12 protein-coding genes are annotated in these 16064 nt (G+C 63.9%); 5 read left to right on the top strand and 7 right to left on the bottom strand.

What is annotated here, in order from left to right; genetic code table 11:
* Positions 1–39 precede the first annotated feature (39 nt).
* The gene (locus KI243_RS32350) at positions 40–3393 is read left to right on the top strand and encodes a DUF6543 domain-containing protein (protein WP_212810299.1); all 3354 of its coding nucleotides are present in this window, start codon (positions 40–42) and stop codon (positions 3391–3393) included.
* Positions 3394–3541: 148 nt separating this feature from the next.
* Here KI243_RS32350 and KI243_RS32345 read toward each other — a convergent pair whose 3' ends face one another.
* The 7 genes from KI243_RS32345 to aspA all read right to left on the bottom strand — a co-directional run bounded on the left by KI243_RS32345 (position 3542) and on the right by aspA (position 12348).
* Positions 3542–4642 carry a polyamine ABC transporter substrate-binding protein gene (locus tag KI243_RS32345; protein WP_017124163.1) on the bottom strand — a complete coding sequence of 367 codons (1101 nt, stop codon included), beginning with the start codon at positions 4640–4642 and terminating at the stop codon, positions 3542–3544.
* 12 nt (positions 4643–4654) lie between these two features.
* Complete coding sequence (locus tag KI243_RS32340; RefSeq protein ID WP_212810298.1) at positions 4655–5686, bottom strand: histone deacetylase family protein; 1032 nt, start codon at positions 5684–5686, stop codon at positions 4655–4657.
* Between the two features lie 159 nt (positions 5687–5845).
* The gene (locus KI243_RS32335; RefSeq protein WP_017124165.1) at positions 5846–6838 is read right to left on the bottom strand and encodes an AraC family transcriptional regulator; all 993 of its coding nucleotides are present in this window, start codon (positions 6836–6838) and stop codon (positions 5846–5848) included.
* A gap of 90 nt (positions 6839–6928) precedes the next feature.
* Entirely contained in the window at positions 6929–7381 is a 453-nt protein-coding gene (locus KI243_RS32330; RefSeq protein ID WP_017124166.1) for an SgcJ/EcaC family oxidoreductase, read from the bottom strand.
* Between the two features lie 519 nt (positions 7382–7900).
* Positions 7901–8905, bottom strand: coding sequence for an asparaginase (locus KI243_RS32325; RefSeq protein ID WP_177087276.1), 1005 nt, complete (start codon positions 8903–8905; stop codon positions 7901–7903).
* 135 nt (positions 8906–9040) lie between these two features.
* Positions 9041–10489, bottom strand: a complete 1449-nt coding sequence (locus KI243_RS32320; protein WP_017124168.1) for an alanine/glycine:cation symporter family protein — start codon at positions 10487–10489, stop codon at positions 9041–9043.
* A gap of 434 nt (positions 10490–10923) precedes the next feature.
* A complete protein-coding gene (gene aspA, locus KI243_RS32315; protein WP_017124169.1) occupies positions 10924–12348 on the bottom strand; it encodes an aspartate ammonia-lyase in 1425 nt (474 codons plus the stop codon).
* Positions 12349–12532: 184 nt separating this feature from the next.
* On the opposite strand from aspA, the gene KI243_RS32310 reads away from it, so the two are divergent.
* From KI243_RS32310 to KI243_RS32295, 4 genes are all read left to right on the top strand, one after another.
* Positions 12533–13450 carry a LysR substrate-binding domain-containing protein gene (locus KI243_RS32310; protein WP_177106259.1) on the top strand — a complete coding sequence of 306 codons (918 nt, stop codon included), beginning with the start codon at positions 12533–12535 and terminating at the stop codon, positions 13448–13450.
* 611 nt (positions 13451–14061) lie between these two features.
* Complete coding sequence (gene purE, locus KI243_RS32305) at positions 14062–14553, top strand: 5-(carboxyamino)imidazole ribonucleotide mutase (RefSeq protein WP_017124171.1); 492 nt, start codon at positions 14062–14064, stop codon at positions 14551–14553.
* 11 nt (positions 14554–14564) lie between these two features.
* Entirely contained in the window at positions 14565–15647 is a 1083-nt protein-coding gene (locus KI243_RS32300; protein WP_212810297.1) for a 5-(carboxyamino)imidazole ribonucleotide synthase, read from the top strand.
* Between the two features lie 109 nt (positions 15648–15756).
* Complete coding sequence (locus KI243_RS32295) at positions 15757–16002, top strand: GlsB/YeaQ/YmgE family stress response membrane protein (RefSeq protein ID WP_017124173.1); 246 nt, start codon at positions 15757–15759, stop codon at positions 16000–16002.
* The last annotated feature ends 62 nt before the right edge of the window (positions 16003–16064 follow it).

Raw genomic sequence — 16064 nt, 5'->3', positions numbered from 1 at the left:
TTTATCTGGTCCGGGAACCCGAAACCAGGATAAATGAACATGACGTCCCCACTTCCCGGCACGACCTTGAGCGACAGCGAACAGGCGGCGCTGGTCTACACCCTCAGTGACTGTTTCGCCCGCCGACCGACCCTGGAAAGCGCGACCCCCGGCCTTGTCCGCGACATGCTGGAGGCCGAGTATCCGTTGCTCGGCGAACGGCTTGCCCATGCCGCGCTTATCGAGCCGCAGCCTTGCGGGGACGAGGTGGAATACCGCGTCCTGACCCTGGCGCACCTGCTGATCGAACGCTTCCTCGGCGAAGAGCAACTGGCTCATCCGGACGGCAGCTACCTGACGCTCTATCCCGGCGCGGAGCATCCGGAGCAACTGTCCCTGAGTGTCGCGGCGGTCGACGCGCTCCTGAAGGAGTGGGCGCCGTTGCTGCTGGAGGCTTACAAACAGGACCTGGTCGACTTCTGGGGTTCGCCGTCGGCGGATGAGGTTGCACCCTGGCAGCGGCTTTCCGAGTTCTTCGCGGAGCAATTGCGCCAGGCGAGCACGGCGCTGTCGGGCGACGAACTGAGTACCGTGCAGGCGGTGCTCGACTACCCCGACCTGAAGGAGCGCCAGGCCAGGTTCGGAGCCGATTGCGCGCAGGCCTATATCCCCATCATCGATAGCCGCGCGCAGGACGCCGATCCCTTGCCGGTGCAGGCGCTCGCCATGAGCCGCTGGGTCGGCAAGCGCCAGATCGTCTTGCTTTACACGCTGTTCGGCGGGATTGAAGTGTTCGATTCCACGCAAGCGCTGGAAAGCTCCCTGGAGGTGACCCTGAACGGGCAGGATTCGGAATTCAGAAATTATTCGCCCGATCATCACGTCTTCGATGCCCTGACCGTGACCCTGCTGGCACGACAGCTGGAGGCTATCGACGCCATCAGGCCGGCTGACTATCGCGACCCGCAAGCCCTTGAGCAGCATCTACTGGAGCTGACCGGCCTGCAGGCATTGTTCGGGGCCTTCCGTTCCGGTCACGAGGCGAAACTGGGGCGCCTGCGTGACTTGCTCCCGGAGGGTTTGCGCAATGCTTCGGCGTCGGATCGCACCCTCTATGGTCATTATGTGGTGGCGCTCGCGGCGGTCTATCGGCGTCATGCCGGCAAGACGTTTCTCGATGGCATTCCCGATATCGCGACCTTCGCTGGCGAGTCGTTGCAGGCGAGTTTGCTGACGAAATATCCGCAGGCCGCGACCGTGTCGGTCAGCGACATCAGCGTGACCTTGACGCGTATCGCCAACCGCCCGCTCGAAATGATAGAGAGCGCTTCCGACGTCCGCTACGAGTCACAGACCCGGGATTATGTCGCCATGGCGCTGGAGAACCTCGAGGCATTTCCTCTGGGGGCAGCTGCGCGGGTTCTTTACCAGGGCCAGGCGGCGCCTCCCTGGATGACCTATGATGCGCTGCGCACGGCAGTGAGCGACGCCGATGTCGGTCGGACCTACCCTGAGCTGCTTGCGCAGAGATTGCAGCGCGACCCGGACGAGCGAGCGCGGCAAGAGGGGCTTTTCAGCGACTACCTGCGTGTCCTGCTGCCGATGCTGGCGCTGGAGTTGCGGTTCGAACGGCAACTGACGGAGACCGCCCGCCTGTATGTCGAGGCGGTGGTGACCCACGATAACGCCGTGCAGGAGGTCCGGGGCCAGCCCGTCGTGGTCAGGCCCCTGGCTTTCGTCGCACAACCGCAGGCCACTCCGGACCGGGTGCGCAACATGTTCGTGATCGGCCCGCGGCCCACGGACCAGGGGCCGCAGGTGCTGTTTCGTCCGGGCAGCGCCAGGCTCATGCTCGAGTTTGCCTCCCTTGACGAACTGTTGGCGGCCGTTCAGGCGCCAGGGGTGTTGCAGCAGTCGGTCCTCGGCGGCCTCGACAGCAACAGGCGCGCAATCTATGACCAGGGCGGATTCAAGGAGCCGCACGTGGTCCGGGTCACGCGCCTGGATGAGGACTTGCCGGCCGTTCCCAAGCCGGCTTCGCTCGATACCAGCGAGCTGTCCGAGGCGTTCGGCACTGCGCTGTTCGCCGCCACCGTCGAGGCGTTGATCGCCCATGCCGAGGCGGTTTCCGTCTCCGACGCCGAAGACCGCTGGAACCGTTTCGCGGACCTGGGATGGACGCTGTTCAACCTGCTGGTGCCTTTTGCGCCCGCGCCCCTGGCAGAGGTCGGGTTGCTCGTGCAACTGATGTCCGATCTCAAGACCTTCGTCGATCCGAACGCGTCCGAACCCTGGTCGGCGTTCGCCGATGTCTTGCTGAGCCTGGCTGTGGTGCTGGTCTATCACCGCCGCTCGTTCGCTGCGCAGGGGCGGCCCCCTGTGCCGGTCGCCGTCCCCCTCGGTAACGCGGTGGTCAAGGACCCCGTCATCAAGGTTTCCAGCCAGCTGGTGTTTGCCTGGACCCGCCCGGATCGACCTTTCACGGCCTCCGAACTGGTCAGGCTGGAGTCCTTCAAGCTTTCGCTGGACGATTCCCCCGGCAGCTTGCTGGAGTCGGGCGAATGGAAGGGCCTGTATCAGCATGACAAACTTTTCTATGCCCGTGTCGAGGGGGCGTGGTTTCGGGTGTCGCGCAGGCTCGATGGGGTGGTGATCATCAATGACCGGCATCCGGCGCGCCAGGGCCCCTGGTTGCGTCGCGACAGCTCGGGGCTCTGGCGGTTGGATCGTGGCCTGCGCCTGCTGGGAGGCGTGGGAGAGTTGAGCGTGCGTGCGGCGAAGAAGCTCAAGTCCCTGGAGAAGAAGGGTCGTGACCTGTTGGCGACTTTGCCGGCGCTGCTGGCGGACGCCGAGCGCACCGCGAAAGTCGTGCATTCGCCTCTCGATATCCAGCACATCCTCGAGACCAAGGCGCAGCCTTTCGAGGAGGTCATCCAGGAGCTGCGAGGATTGACCCGCGGACTGACGCAGTCGCCCCGCGCGCTGATTGCCGAGCTGGAGGAGGCGGCCAGTATCCTGGCCAACGAGGGGCTGAACCTGCGGATCAGCTTGACCCGCAAAGCCTTGCCGACCGTCACCGCGATCAGGTTTCTGCGGGAGCAGGAACAGATCACGATCCGCAAGCTGGGGGGGCGCCGGGCTATCCCCGGCGGCAAGAAACCCGACTTTCTCGAGGAGTACGAGATCCGCGACCGGCAGGGTCGGCCGTTATGGTACGCGCACTTCCATTACGACACCGCGAGCAAACCGCTGGCCGAGTACGGCAAGGCGCACCTCAAGACCCTCCAGCAACGCCATCTGGGCATCAGTTTTCAGAGTGCCCAGGAGGCCGCGGGTGTGAACGTCACGCCCATCTGGCGTGGACCGATCGACGCCGAGACCGCCGCCACGCTGTTCCTGCCGCTGAGTGGCTGACGATTGCCCACGCTCCCCGTGTAGGAGCTGGCTTGCCAGCGATGAGGCCGGTGAGTCTCGCATTGACTGTCCGGACGCCATCGCCAGCAAGCCGGCTCCCACGCAGTGGTGTTTCAGCGCGAAACACCGGTAGAACGCAGCTCGATACTCAGGTCCCCGACTTGATCTTGGTCCAGGCCCGCGTCCGTGCCCGTTCGGCCTTCTGGTCCAGCGGCTGCAGGGTATAGAGCGTCTTCATCGCCGCTTCGGTCGGGTACAGGTTGGCATTGGTACGGATCGCCGGGTCAACCATTTCGGTGGCGTCCTTGTTCGGGTTGGGATAACCGACAAAGTCGCTGATCGGTGCGATCACCTGGGGTTGCAGCAGGTAGTTGATAAAGGTGTAGGCATCTTCCGGGTCCTTCGCACCCTTGGGAATCGCCAGCATGTCGAACCAGATCGGCGCGCCTTCCTTGGGCAGGCGCATGTCCACCACCACGCCGTTCTTGGCTTCCTTGGCCCGGTTGGCGGCCTGGGAGAAGCTGCCGGAGTAGCCGACGGCCACGCAGATGTCGCCGTTGGCGATATCCGCCATGTATTTGGACGAGTGGAAATAGGTGATGTACGGACGGATCTTCAGCAGCAGCGCCTCGGCTTTTTCATAATCCTTGGGATTGTTGCTGTTGGGGTTCAGGCCCAGGTGCTGCAAGGCCAGCGGCAGGATTTCCGAAGGCGAGTCGAGCAGGGCGACGCCACACTGCTTGAGCTTGCTGATGTTCTCTTCCTTGAAGATCAGGTCCCAGCTGTCCACCGGCGCGTTGTCGCCCAGCGCCGCCTTGACCTTGGCCGGGTTGAAGCCGATCAGGATGGTGCCGTACATGTAGGGCACGGCGAACTTGTTGCCCGGGTCGTTGGCTTCGATCAGCTTCATCAGCTTGGGATCGAGGTGGTTCCAGTTCGGCAACTTGCTGCGATCCAGCGGCTGGAACACTCCGGCTTCGATCTGCTTGGCGAGAAACACGTTGGACGGCACCACCACGTCATAGCCGGAGTTGCCGGTGAGCAGCTTGGCCTCCAGCGCCTCGTTGGTGTCGAAGATGTCGTAGACCAGCTTGACCTGGCTGTTCTGGGCCTTGAAGTCTTCCAGGGCCTTGGGCGTGATGTAGTCAAACCAGTTGTAGACCCGCAGGGTGCGGTCCTCGGCCTGGACTGCGCCGCTGAGCACGGCGGCGCACAGGGCCGGGGCGATAAAACGCTTGAGTCTGTTCATTCTTCTAGTTCCTCATTGGGCGTTCTGGAAACCTTCGAGTACGTTCACGGCATTGATGCCGATTTCTTCCACCGCATAGCCGCCTTCCATCACGAACAGCGTCGGCTTGCCCAGGCGGGCGATGCGTTCGCCCATGCGCAGGTAGTCGGGGCTGTCGAGCTTGAACTGCGAAATCGGATCGTCCTTGAAGGTGTCCACGCCGAGGGAGACCACCAGGATATCGGCGGCGTAGCGCTCGATTTCCCCGCAGGCCTGTTCCAGGGCCGCGCTCCAGCGCTCCCAGCCGCTGCCGGCGGCCAGCGGGTAGTTGAAGTTGAAGCCTTCGCCGGCGCCTTCGCCCAGCTCGTCGGCATAGCCGAGGAAGAACGGGAACTCCGCTTCCGGGTGGCCGTGGATCGAAGTGAAGAGCACGTCGCTGCGCTCGTAGAAAATCGATTGGGTGCCGTTGCCGTGGTGGTAGTCGACATCGAGGATCGCGACTCTCCCGTGGCCCTGGTCGAGAAAGGCCTGGGCGGCGATGGCCGCGTTGTTCAGGTAGCAGTAGCCGCCCATCAGGTCGCTGGCGGCATGGTGTCCGGGTGGACGGCAGAGGGCGAAGGCACTGCGGGCACCGCGCTGGATTTCCGCCTGGGCGGTCAGGGCCACCTGGGCCGCGCTGTAGGCCGCCTGCCAGGTGCCGGCGGTGATCGGGGCGCCGCCGTCGAAGCTGTAGTAGCCGAGTTCGCCGTGCAGGTTTCTCGGGATCACCTTGCGCAGGGTCCGTGCCGGCCAGGTGAAGGGCAGCAGGTCGCCGTCATGACCGAGTTCGGCCCAGCGCTCCCAGGCGCCCTTGAAGAACGTCAGGTAGGCGTCGTCGTGGACGCGGCGGATCGGTTCCAGGCCGAAATCCTCGGGCTCACGGACCGGGCCCAGGGCCTGGTGCCGCACGCGGGCCAGCACGTGGTCGGCCCGCGAAGGCATCTCGAAGCAGGGCATCAGTTGCCCGTCGATCAGCTCGCAGCGGCCATGGTGCAGGTGGTGATCGTCTGAGTAGACCGTCAGCATTTATTGTTCTCCGATAGCGTGGACGTGGGCTCATTCTTGATGCCCGACGCGGTTCGGAGAACGGCAGGAGCGGCCAAAAGGGGATCGATATGGCCAAAAGGTATGTCCGAATTTCGCCCCTCAATGAGGCAGCGCCGCTCCTTTGCGGGGCGGTGCCGGTCAGGGGCGGAACTGGCTGGGGCTGACGCCGCTCCAGCGGACGAAGGCGTGACGGAAGCTGGCGGTTTCGCTGAAGCCCAGCTCGTCGGCGATCCGATGGATCGGAAGCTGGTCGTCCGCCAGCAGCTGCTTGGCCCGCTCGAAGCGTAGCTCGTCGAGCAGTTCCTGGTAGCTGCAGCCCAGGTCATGCAGGTGACGGCGCAGGGTCCGTGCCGAACAGTTCATCTGTTCGGCCAGGCCTTCCAGGCCCGGGGCGGTGTGCAACTGGGCGGCGAGCAACTGGCGGATACGTCCCAGCCAGGCCTGGCGGCCGGTGAACTCCAGGTTCTGCTTGCGGCAGCGTTCGGCCATGGCCTGGTGGGTGATGGCATCGGCCAGGGGCAGCGACTGGTCGAGCCAGCGCCTGTCGAAGGCGAAGGCGTTGCGGGTGGCCGAGAACTGCAGCGGGCAGTCGAAGCTGTCGGCGTAGTTGGCGCGGTAGTCCGGCGCCTCATGTTCGAAGCGCGCGGCCAGCAGCGGCAGCGGGCGTCCGAGCAGGTCGTCGCAGATGACTTTCAGCGACACCAGGCAGAACTCGACATTGAAGACGGCCAGCACCGGATTCTCCCGGTAATCGCTGGCGGTGAACCAGATCCGCTCGCCGTCTTCGTCCAGGCTCAGTTCGAAGAGTGTTCCCAATAGCGCCGGATAGCGCAGGGCCAGGCGCAAAGCGTCACCGAAGGTGGCACTGGTGAGCAGGGCGTAGCCGAGCATGCCGTAGGATGAAACGTGCATCCGCCGGCCCAGTTCCAGGCCGATTTCCCGGCGCAGGGCCACGGCATTGGCGCATACCTGCATCTCCTGGTTGGTGGTGATGCGGGTATCGGCGCGGCTCAGGTCGGCGGCGCTGATGCCGCTGCCGGCCAGGAGCACATCGCTGGACAGGCCTTCGTCACGAAAGGCATTGAGCACCAGGGACACGGCGTTGAGGGTGGTGAGGTGGGAGTGGAGCATGCTCGATTCCGGCCTTGGGAGGTGTGGGAATCGAGCAAGTTTAGTGCCGGTCGGCAGATTCACCGCATGGCATGGGCGCAGAGGAGCCGGTTATTTCTCCGGCATGGCCGAGGAGTGGTGGGTGGAGATTTTCCAGTCCTGGCCATTCCAGGCGTAGGTGAAGGTGTAGCGGGCGGACACGGTCGACTGGTCCTTGAAGGCGAAGGTATAGGTGCCGGTGTCGATGGCCTCGTTGCAGCCGATGCGGATGGTCCGGCTGTCGATCTTGCCCACCGGCTTGTTGGCCAGGAAATGCTCGAAGTAGTCGATCCGCTCGGCGTCGGTCAAGCGGACCTTGTTCGAGACCGTGGGCAACAGCACCGCGTCCGGCAGATACCTGTCGGCAACTTTCCGGGCATCGCCCGTCTGTAACGCATTGTTCCAATCGTCGAACAGACTTTCAATTCCTGAAGTTTCCACCGGACTGCAGGCCTGCGGTTTGGCCGCAAAGGCCGATACGGAAAAAAGACTGCACAGTGCGGTTATTGCGATATGTTTTCTCATGGTTTCTCTCTGGTTTTCCCATGGCTGTCCTGACAGCGTCTGAATAAGAAAGAGCCAAGGCTTCCATGACCGCACACTCGATCCGTTCGAAACGGGAGGCCCGCATTATCCAGGTGATGCCCGGGGGCCGGGCCGCTGCGCTTTGGTGCGCTGGCGACGGATGAACAAGACACATACAGAAGTCGACACTTATGGACAGGCGTGACACTGCGTCGGCGAGTTATCCGAAGTTTCCGCGTTAAAGTAACAAGCCGTTCAATACGGGTATTGATGGAGCTTCTGCTTTTTTAGTTGCAAGCTGCGTATTTAAAATACGAAGTTCAAACAAGGTTGTTTGTGATTTGCAACTTTGACCAGCCTACCCGAGGCGATTGGGCAGGAGTAGCGTAGGAATGGTGTATGAGAATAATCCTACGTATATATCGGACTGATCAGATTGGCTGGGTAGGAAGGAAGAATTGACCTCCAGTGCGCGGGGCTCACTGGAGGTCGGGTGTCGCAGGGATCGGCAGGCGATTGTCAGCGCAGTTCGCCGCACAGATCGAGTTCGACCAGACGTCGCACTTCGGCCGACTCCAGGCCGGCCCCGAGCAGGGCATGCAGTTTGCCGAACGCCGCTTCCCGGGTCATGCCGCCGCCGGACAGCACGCCGACGCCGCGCAGACGGCTGCCGGCCTCATAGACGTCCAGCTCGACACCGCCTTCATGGCACTGGGTGATCGCCACCACCACTATGCCCCGCTTCTGCGCCCGCTGGAGACTGGCGAGGAACGCCGGGTTGTCGCTCGGTCCGGTGCCGCTGCCGAAACACTCCAGCACCAGGGCCTGGATACCGCTGTCGATCATCGCGTCCAGCTGCGCGGCGCCGATGCCCGGCACCAGTGGCAGGACGCCGACCGTCGTCAGCTGGCGGGCCTGGTGGTAGTCCAGTTGCGCCGGCAGGTCAGTGGCCCTGGCCGCACCACCGGTACGAGCGAGGGCCGCGAACGGATGACGGCCAAAGCTGCGAATCTTCGCGCAGCGGGTCGGCGAGAGCATTTCGCCATGGAAATGCAGATGCACCCCCGGCGCCAGGCCCTGGCCGAGGGCGACCAGCGCACCGCAGACGTTTTCCCAGGCATCGCTGTCCGGCACGCCCGCCGGCAGCATGGAGCCGGTAAACACCACCGGTGCCCGCAGCCCCAGCAACTGGAAGCTCATGGCCGCCGCGCTGTAGGCCAGGGTATCGGTGCCGTGCAGGACCAGCACGCTGTCGCACTGTTGCTGCTCGACCGCATCGACCACCGCGTCCCGCAGGCGCAGCCAGTACTCGGGGGTCATGTTGGCGCTGTCGATCAGCGGCGCCATCTCACGAAAGCGCCATTGCGCAACGACCAGTGCCGGCTGGCTGAGCAGGTACTCGCGCATCCGCGCTTCGAAACCGGAAGCCGGGGCCAGGCCGCCGGCACTGGCCTGCATGCCGATGGTGCCGCCGGTGTAGAGCACCATGACGTGCCGCGCGGCGGGATAAGTGACGGGGTTCATTGATGGTTCTCCTGGACGAATACACCTTGCGCCGCAGCATGCCTGCGGACGCAAGGTGTGTCACGTCGGGCGGCTGGGACGCCACCCGGTGGATCTTTCGCATCGGACGGCAGGGCGCCGCCCGAGGGGCTGCGATCAGCGTTGCGTGGCGGGCACGCCCTGGGCTGCTTCCTGCTCGCGGGACACTGGCTGGTCCGGATTGGCCGGCCAGGCTTTCAGGTCCAGATCCAGGTCGGCGAACTTGCTGGAATCGAACACCGGCTGGCCAACGCCGGCGCGGCGCTGTCCGTCGTAGTCGCGCATCACGCGCAGGCCGACCTTGAACAGCATGGCCAGGGCGATCAGGTTGACGAAGGCCAGGCAGGTCATGGTGATGTCGGCGAAAGCGAACACGGTTCCCAGGTTCTGCACCGAACCCCAGACCACCAGGGCCAGGATCAGGGCGCGGTAGACCATCAGCACGACACGGTTGCGGGTCAGGAACTGCAGGCTGTTCTCGCCCAGGTAGTAGTTGTAGAGGATGCAGGTGAACACGAACAGCGACAGGGCGACGCTGACGAACACGCGGCCCCAGTCACCGACCACCGCGGCCAGGGAGTTCTGGGTCAGGACGATGCCGTCACCTTCGAAGCCCGGCGTGTAGAAGCCCGACAGCAGGATCAGCAGGGCGGTGCAGGTGCAGATCACGAAGGTGTCGAGAAACACGCTGAACGCCTGGACCACGCCCTGGGCGCCCGGGTGTTTCACGGCGGCCACGGCGGCGACGTTCGGGGCGCTGCCCAGGCCTGCTTCGTTGGCGAACACGCCACGCTTCACGCCCATGACGATGGCGCTGCCGAGCAGGCCGCCGAACGCAGGGTCAAGGCCGAAGGCGCTCTTGAAGATGGTTTCCAGCATGGCCGGAACGTGCTCGATCTGGCTGCCGATCACGTACAGGGTGACGCCGATGTAGGCCAGGGTCTTGATCGGAACCAGCAGGTCGGAGACCGCGGCGATGCGCTTGATGCCGCCGAGGAAAACGATTGCCAGCAGCACGGCCAGGGCGATACCGGTGTGGGCCGGGTCGAAGCCGAAGGCGTTCTGCAGGGAGTGGGTGACGGTGTACGACTGCAGGCCGTTGAAGGCGAAGCCGTAGGTGACCAGCAGCAGGATGGAGAATATCACCGCCATGCCCTTGAGCTTCAGGCCATGCTGGATGTAGTAGGCCGGACCACCACGGTACAGGCCGTCGCCATCGGCGCGCTTGTAGACCTGGGCCAGCGTACATTCGAAGAAGCTGCTGGACATGCCCACCAGTGCGGTGACCCACATCCAGAACACGGCACCCGGGCCGCCGAGGGTCACGGCGATGCCGACACCGGCGATGTTACCGGCGCCGACGCGGCCGGCCAGGCTCAGCATCAGGGCCTGGAAGGAGCTGAGTTGGCCCGCCTGACCGCGCAGGGATTCCTTGAAGACCGTGAACATGTGGGCGAAATGGCGAAACTGGACGAACCGTGAGCGGATCGTGAAGTAGCTACCGAGCCCGACAATGAGCACGATCAGTACTTTCCCTGAGAGGAAGTCGTTAATGACTTCGAGCATGGATGGTTCCTCGCTGTTTTTGATGCAAAGGCGGCTCGTTTGAAATATCGCGTTACACCCGGTGTTGCAGGGCAGTGTGGGCTGGCGATAAATCGTCCCGAGCTTTCGCGGGTTGTTTTTAGTGTTGTTTCGCGTGTTTCGGTTCCACTGTGCCGCGGATCGCTTACGCGAAGAGGGGCGGCACTATACCGATCAGGACCGCCAACGTCTGCACGGCCTGTCATTTTTCATCTTTGCACCCTGGAACCGCTGTCCTAGAAGCCTCGCCAGTCGGTTGGCGAGTAATGCGCGTCTGCTGAACGGTTGTCGGGAACGGTGTTGCCATGAAAAATCAGTTAAAAAAAAGGGCCTGAAGAGTGACCTTCAGGCCCTCAAAAGGTGAGAGGTGTCTAGTCCCTCGACCTGGTGAGCGGTTTGCGATCTGTCACTGAGGGTCAGGCCTTCAGTGGAACCAGACGCGGGGCAATCATGTTTTCCGGGCGCAGGATGTCGGCGAGCATCGCATCGTCGAGCAGGCCTTCCTCGCGCACCAGTTCCAGTACGCCGCGGCCGCTTTCGAGGGCGATGCGGGCGATACGGGTGGCGTTTTCATAGCCGATGTACGGGTTCAGCGCGGTGACCAGGCCGATGGAGTGTTCCACCAGTTCGCGGCAGCGTGCTTCGTTGGCGGTGATGCCGACGATGCAGTGTTCGCGCAGCATGTCCATGGCGCGTTGCAGCAGGCGGATCGAGTCGAAGATCTTGAAGGCGATCAGCGGCTCCATTACGTTCAGTTGCAACTGGCCGCCTTCGGCCGCGATGGTCAGGGCCAGGTCGTTGCCGATGATCTGGAAAGCCACCTGGTTGACCGCTTCCGGGATCACCGGGTTGACCTTGCCGGGCATGATCGAGCTGCCCGGCTGGCGCGCCGGCAGGTTGATTTCGTTGATGCCGGTACGTGGGCCGCTGGACAGCAGGCGCAGGTCGTTGCAGATCTTCGACAGCTTGACCGCGGTGCGCTTGAGCATGCCGGAGAACAGCACGAAGGCGCCCATGTCGGAGGTGGCTTCGATCAGGTCGGCGGCCGGCACCAGCGGCTGGCCGCTGATGATCGCCAGGCGGTCGACGGCCAGTTGCTGGTAGCGCGGGTCGGCGTTGATGCCGGTGCCGATGGCGGTGCCGCCCAGGTTGACTTCGGTCAGCACTTCCGGTGCCAGGGTCTTCAGGCGGGCCAGGTCTTCGCTCAGGGTGGTGGCGAAGGCGCGGAATTCCTGGCCGAGGGTCATCGGCACGGCGTCCTGCAACTGGGTGCGGCCCATTTTCAGGACGTGGCTGAACTCTTCACCCTTGGCGGCGAAGGCCTGGATCAGGCTGTCGAGGCTGGCGAGCAGGGCGTCGTGGCCCAGCAGCAGACCCAGGCGGATGGCCGTCGGGTAGGCGTCGTTGGTCGACTGCGCCATGTTCACGTCGTTGTTCGGGTGCAGGTACTGGTATTCGCCCTTGCCGTGGCCCATGGCCTCCAGCGCGATGTTGGCGATGACTTCGTTGGCATTCATGTTGGTTGAAGTGCCAGCGCCGCCTTGAATCATGTCCACCACGAACTGCTCGTGGAAATCACCGCGGATCAGGCGGGCACAGGCCTCGCTGATGGCGGCGTGCTTGGCTTCGCTCAGGTGCCCCAGCTCGCGATTGGCGTCGGCGGCGGCTTGCTTGACCATGGCCAGGGCCACGACCAGTTTCGGGTAGTGCGAAATCGGAACGCCGGAGAGGCGGAAGTTGTTCACCGCTCGCAGGGTCTGGATGCCGTAGTACGCGTCGGCAGGTACGTCGAGTACGCCAAGCAGGTCTTTTTCTGAGCGGAAAGATGCAGCGGAGGACATGATAGAAATCATCTCGAAATGGACCCGGTCAATGCCGGAACGTTGGCAATGCTAGGCTTGAGGGAATTTTTGGGCCAATGCTGTTCGGCGCTGCCCTATGCACAAACGGCATAATGCCGATGTGACGCATTGTGTGTGGCGAGCGTGTGAACCAAAATGGTGCGCTTGGAGGAGGGAAGGGCCAATGAATCTCGAAAGCAAATGGTTGGAAGATTTCAGTGCCCTGGCGGCGACGCGCAGCTTTTCCCAGGCTGCCGAGCGTCGTTTCGTCACGCAGCCGGCGTTCAGCCGACGGATTCGCAGCCTGGAAGCGGCGCTGGGGCTGACCCTGGTCAATCGCTCGCGCACGCCGATCGAGCTGACGGCGGCCGGCCAGCTGTTCCTGGTGACGGCGCGGACAGTGGTCGAGCAACTGGGCGAGGTGGTGCGCCATCTGCATCATCTGGAAGGCGGGCAGGGCGAAGTCATGCAGGTGGCGGCGGCGCACTCCCTGGCGCTGGGCTTCTTCCCGCGGTGGATCGCGCAGTTGCGCAACGAAGGGCTGAACATCGCCACGCGGCTGGTGGCGACCAACGTCGGCGACGCGGTGCATGCGCTGCGCGAGGGCGGTTGCGACCTGATGCTGGCGTTCTATGACCCGGATGCGGCGTTGCAGATGGACGCGGAGATCTTTCCGTCGTTGCACCTGGGGCATACCGAAATGCTCCCGGTGTGCGCGGCGGGGCCGGACGGCAAGCCGCTGTTCGACCTGGAAGGCGAGGCCAGCGTGCCGTTGCTGGCCTACAGCGCCGGGGCATTTCTCGGGCGTTCGGTGAACCTGCTGCTGCGCCAGCGCAACCTGCGTTTCACCACGGTGTACGAGACGGCCATGGCCGACAGCCTCAAGAGCATGGCGCTGGAGGGCCTGGGCATCGCCTGGGTGCCGCAGTTGAGCGTGCGGGCCGAGCTGGCGCGGGGCGAACTGGTGGTTTGTGGCGGCGCGCAATGGCATGTGCCGCTGGAGATCCGCCTGTATCGCTGCGCGCTGGTGCGCAAGGCGAATGTGCGCCTGTTGTGGCGCAAGCTGGAAGGCGGTGCGGCGCAGACGCCAGCCCCGACCTGAAGCTCCCACAGGATCGGGGCTCACCACGGACTGTCGTCCAGCCTGGGACCTTGTAGGAGCCGGCTTGCCGGCGATGGGGCCCTTGAGCCTTGCATTGCTCTTGCGACCGCAATCGCTGGCAAGCCAGCTCCCACAGAATCGGGGTTCACCACGGACTGTCGTCCAGCCTGGGACCTTGTAGGAGCCGGCTTGCCGGCGATGGGGCCCTTGAGCCTTGCATTGCTCTTGCGACCGCAATCGCTGGCAAGCCCGCTCCCACAGGATCGGGGCTCACCACGGACTATCGTCCAGCCTGGGACCTTGTAGGAGCCGGCTTGCCGGCGATGAGGCCCTTGAGCCTTGCATTGCTCTTGCGGCCGCAATCGCTGGAAAGCCAGCTCCCACAATGTCCTGGATTGACCTGAAAGTCAGGTAAACCGGCCTTCAGCGGCTAAAATCCAGCGAACGACAGACGGTCGCAGAAAGTGCGTACGACGCGGATTTTTCGGTATACTGCGCGGCCTTCGGCCGGTTCGCCCGGCCATAATTCGCATAACAAGCCACGCCGGTCTTCCCGCGTGGCTTGTTGTTTTTTGACGCGCCTGCGGGCGCCCAAGAGAAGAGGCACGACGATGAGCGCACTGGTTGGCGTGATCATGGGCTCCAAGTCCGATTGGTCCACCCTTAGCCACACCGCCGATATGCTGGAAAAGCTCGGCATCCCTTACGAGGTGAAAGTGGTTTCGGCCCATCGCACCCCGGACCTGCTGTTCCAGTACGCCGAAGAGGCCGAGTCCCGTGGCATCGAGGTGATCATCGCCGGTGCCGGTGGCGCGGCCCACCTGCCGGGCATGTGTGCGGCCAAGACCCACCTGCCGGTGCTGGGCGTGCCAGTGCAGTCGTCGATGCTCTCGGGCGTGGACTCGCTGCTGTCGATCGTGCAGATGCCCGCGGGCATCCCGGTCGCCACCCTGGCCATCGGCAAGGCCGGCGCGATCAACGCCGCGCTGCTGTCGGCGAGCATCCTGGGCGCCAAGCATCCGCACTTTCATACCGTGCTGAAAAAATTCCGTGCTGAACAGACAGACAGCGTGCTGGATAATCCAGACCCGCGCGTCGCCTGAGGTTTTTGACGATGAAGATCGGTGTAATCGGTGGCGGCCAGCTCGGCCGCATGTTGGCCCTGGCGGGTACGCCGCTGGGGATGAACTTCGCTTTCCTCGACCCGGCGCCGGATGCCTGCGCAGCCGCCCTGGGCGAACATCTGCGAGCCGACTACGGCGATCAGGATCACCTGCGCCAGTTGGCCGATGAAGTCGACCTGGTGACCTTCGAGTTCGAAAGCGTCCCCGCGGAAACCGTGGCTTTCCTGTCGCAGTTCGTGCCGGTCTACCCGAGCGCCGAAGCCCTGCGCATCGCCCGCGATCGCTGGTTCGAAAAAAGCATGTTCAAGGAGCTGGGGATCCCGACCCCGGCCTTCGCCGATATCCAGTCCCAGGCGGACCTGGATGCGGCGGTCGCCAGCATCGGCCTGCCGGCCGTGTTGAAGACCCGTACCCTGGGTTACGACGGCAAGGGCCAGAAAGTCCTGCGCACCGCGGCCGATGTGGTCGGCACCTTTGCCGAACTGGGCAGCGTCGCCTGCCTGCTGGAAGGTTTCGTGCCGTTCACCGGCGAAGTCTCGCTGATCGCCGTGCGTGCCCGCGATGGCGAAACCCGCTTCTACCCGCTGGTGCACAACACCCACGAGAGCGGCATCCTCAAGCTGTCGATCGCCAGCACCGACCACCCATTGCAGGCCCTGGCCGAAGACTATTCCAGCCGGGTGCTCAAGCAACTGGACTATGTCGGCGTGATGGCTTTCGAGTTCTTCGAAGTCGACGGCGGCCTCAAGGCCAACGAGATTGCCCCGCGTGTGCACAACTCCGGGCACTGGACCACCGAAGGCGCCGAGTGCAGCCAGTTCGAGAACCACCTGCGGGCGGTAGCCGGCCTGCCGCTGGGCTCGACCGCCAAGGTCGGCGAGAGCGCGATGCTGAACTTTATCGGCAGCGTGCCGCCGGTGGAGAAGGTCATCGCCATCGCCGACTGCCACCTGCACCACTACGGCAAGGCCTTCAAGGCCGGGCGCAAGGTCGGCCACGCCAACCTGCGTTGCGCCGACAAGGCCACGCTGCAACAGCAGATCCTGCGGGTCGAAGCGCTGATCGCCGAGTAAAGATATCCCTGCGCGGCGGGAACCATCGGATCCCGCCAGCCTCTGATGGCAGGATGCCAAAGTGCTGACTAGGCTTTGGCGTGTGGCTCACTCACTCAGAGGCAACGTCATGGGTATCATCGGAACCATTTTCATCGGTCTTATCGTCGGCCTCGTGGCGCGCTTTCTCAAGCCGGGCGACGACAGCATGGGCTGGATCATGACCATCCTGCTGGGGATCGGCGGTTCGCTGGCGGCGACCTACGGTGGCCAGGCGCTGGGCATCTACCAGGCCGGGCAAGGCGCGGGCTTTATCGGCGCGGTCGTCGGTGCGATTGTCCTGCTGGTGATCTACGGTCTGATCAAAAAGAACTGATCGAACTGACCAGGTCCTCTCCGCGCGGCGCGTGGAGAGGACTAGAATGCTCGCCCTGACTT

The sequence above is a fragment of the Pseudomonas sp. Ost2 genome (assembly GCF_018326065.1).
GTDB lineage: Bacteria > Pseudomonadota > Gammaproteobacteria > Pseudomonadales > Pseudomonadaceae > Aquipseudomonas > Aquipseudomonas gingeri.
The sequence above is the reverse complement of the archived record's forward strand: the minus strand, read 5'-3'. Positions and strand labels throughout refer to the sequence as shown.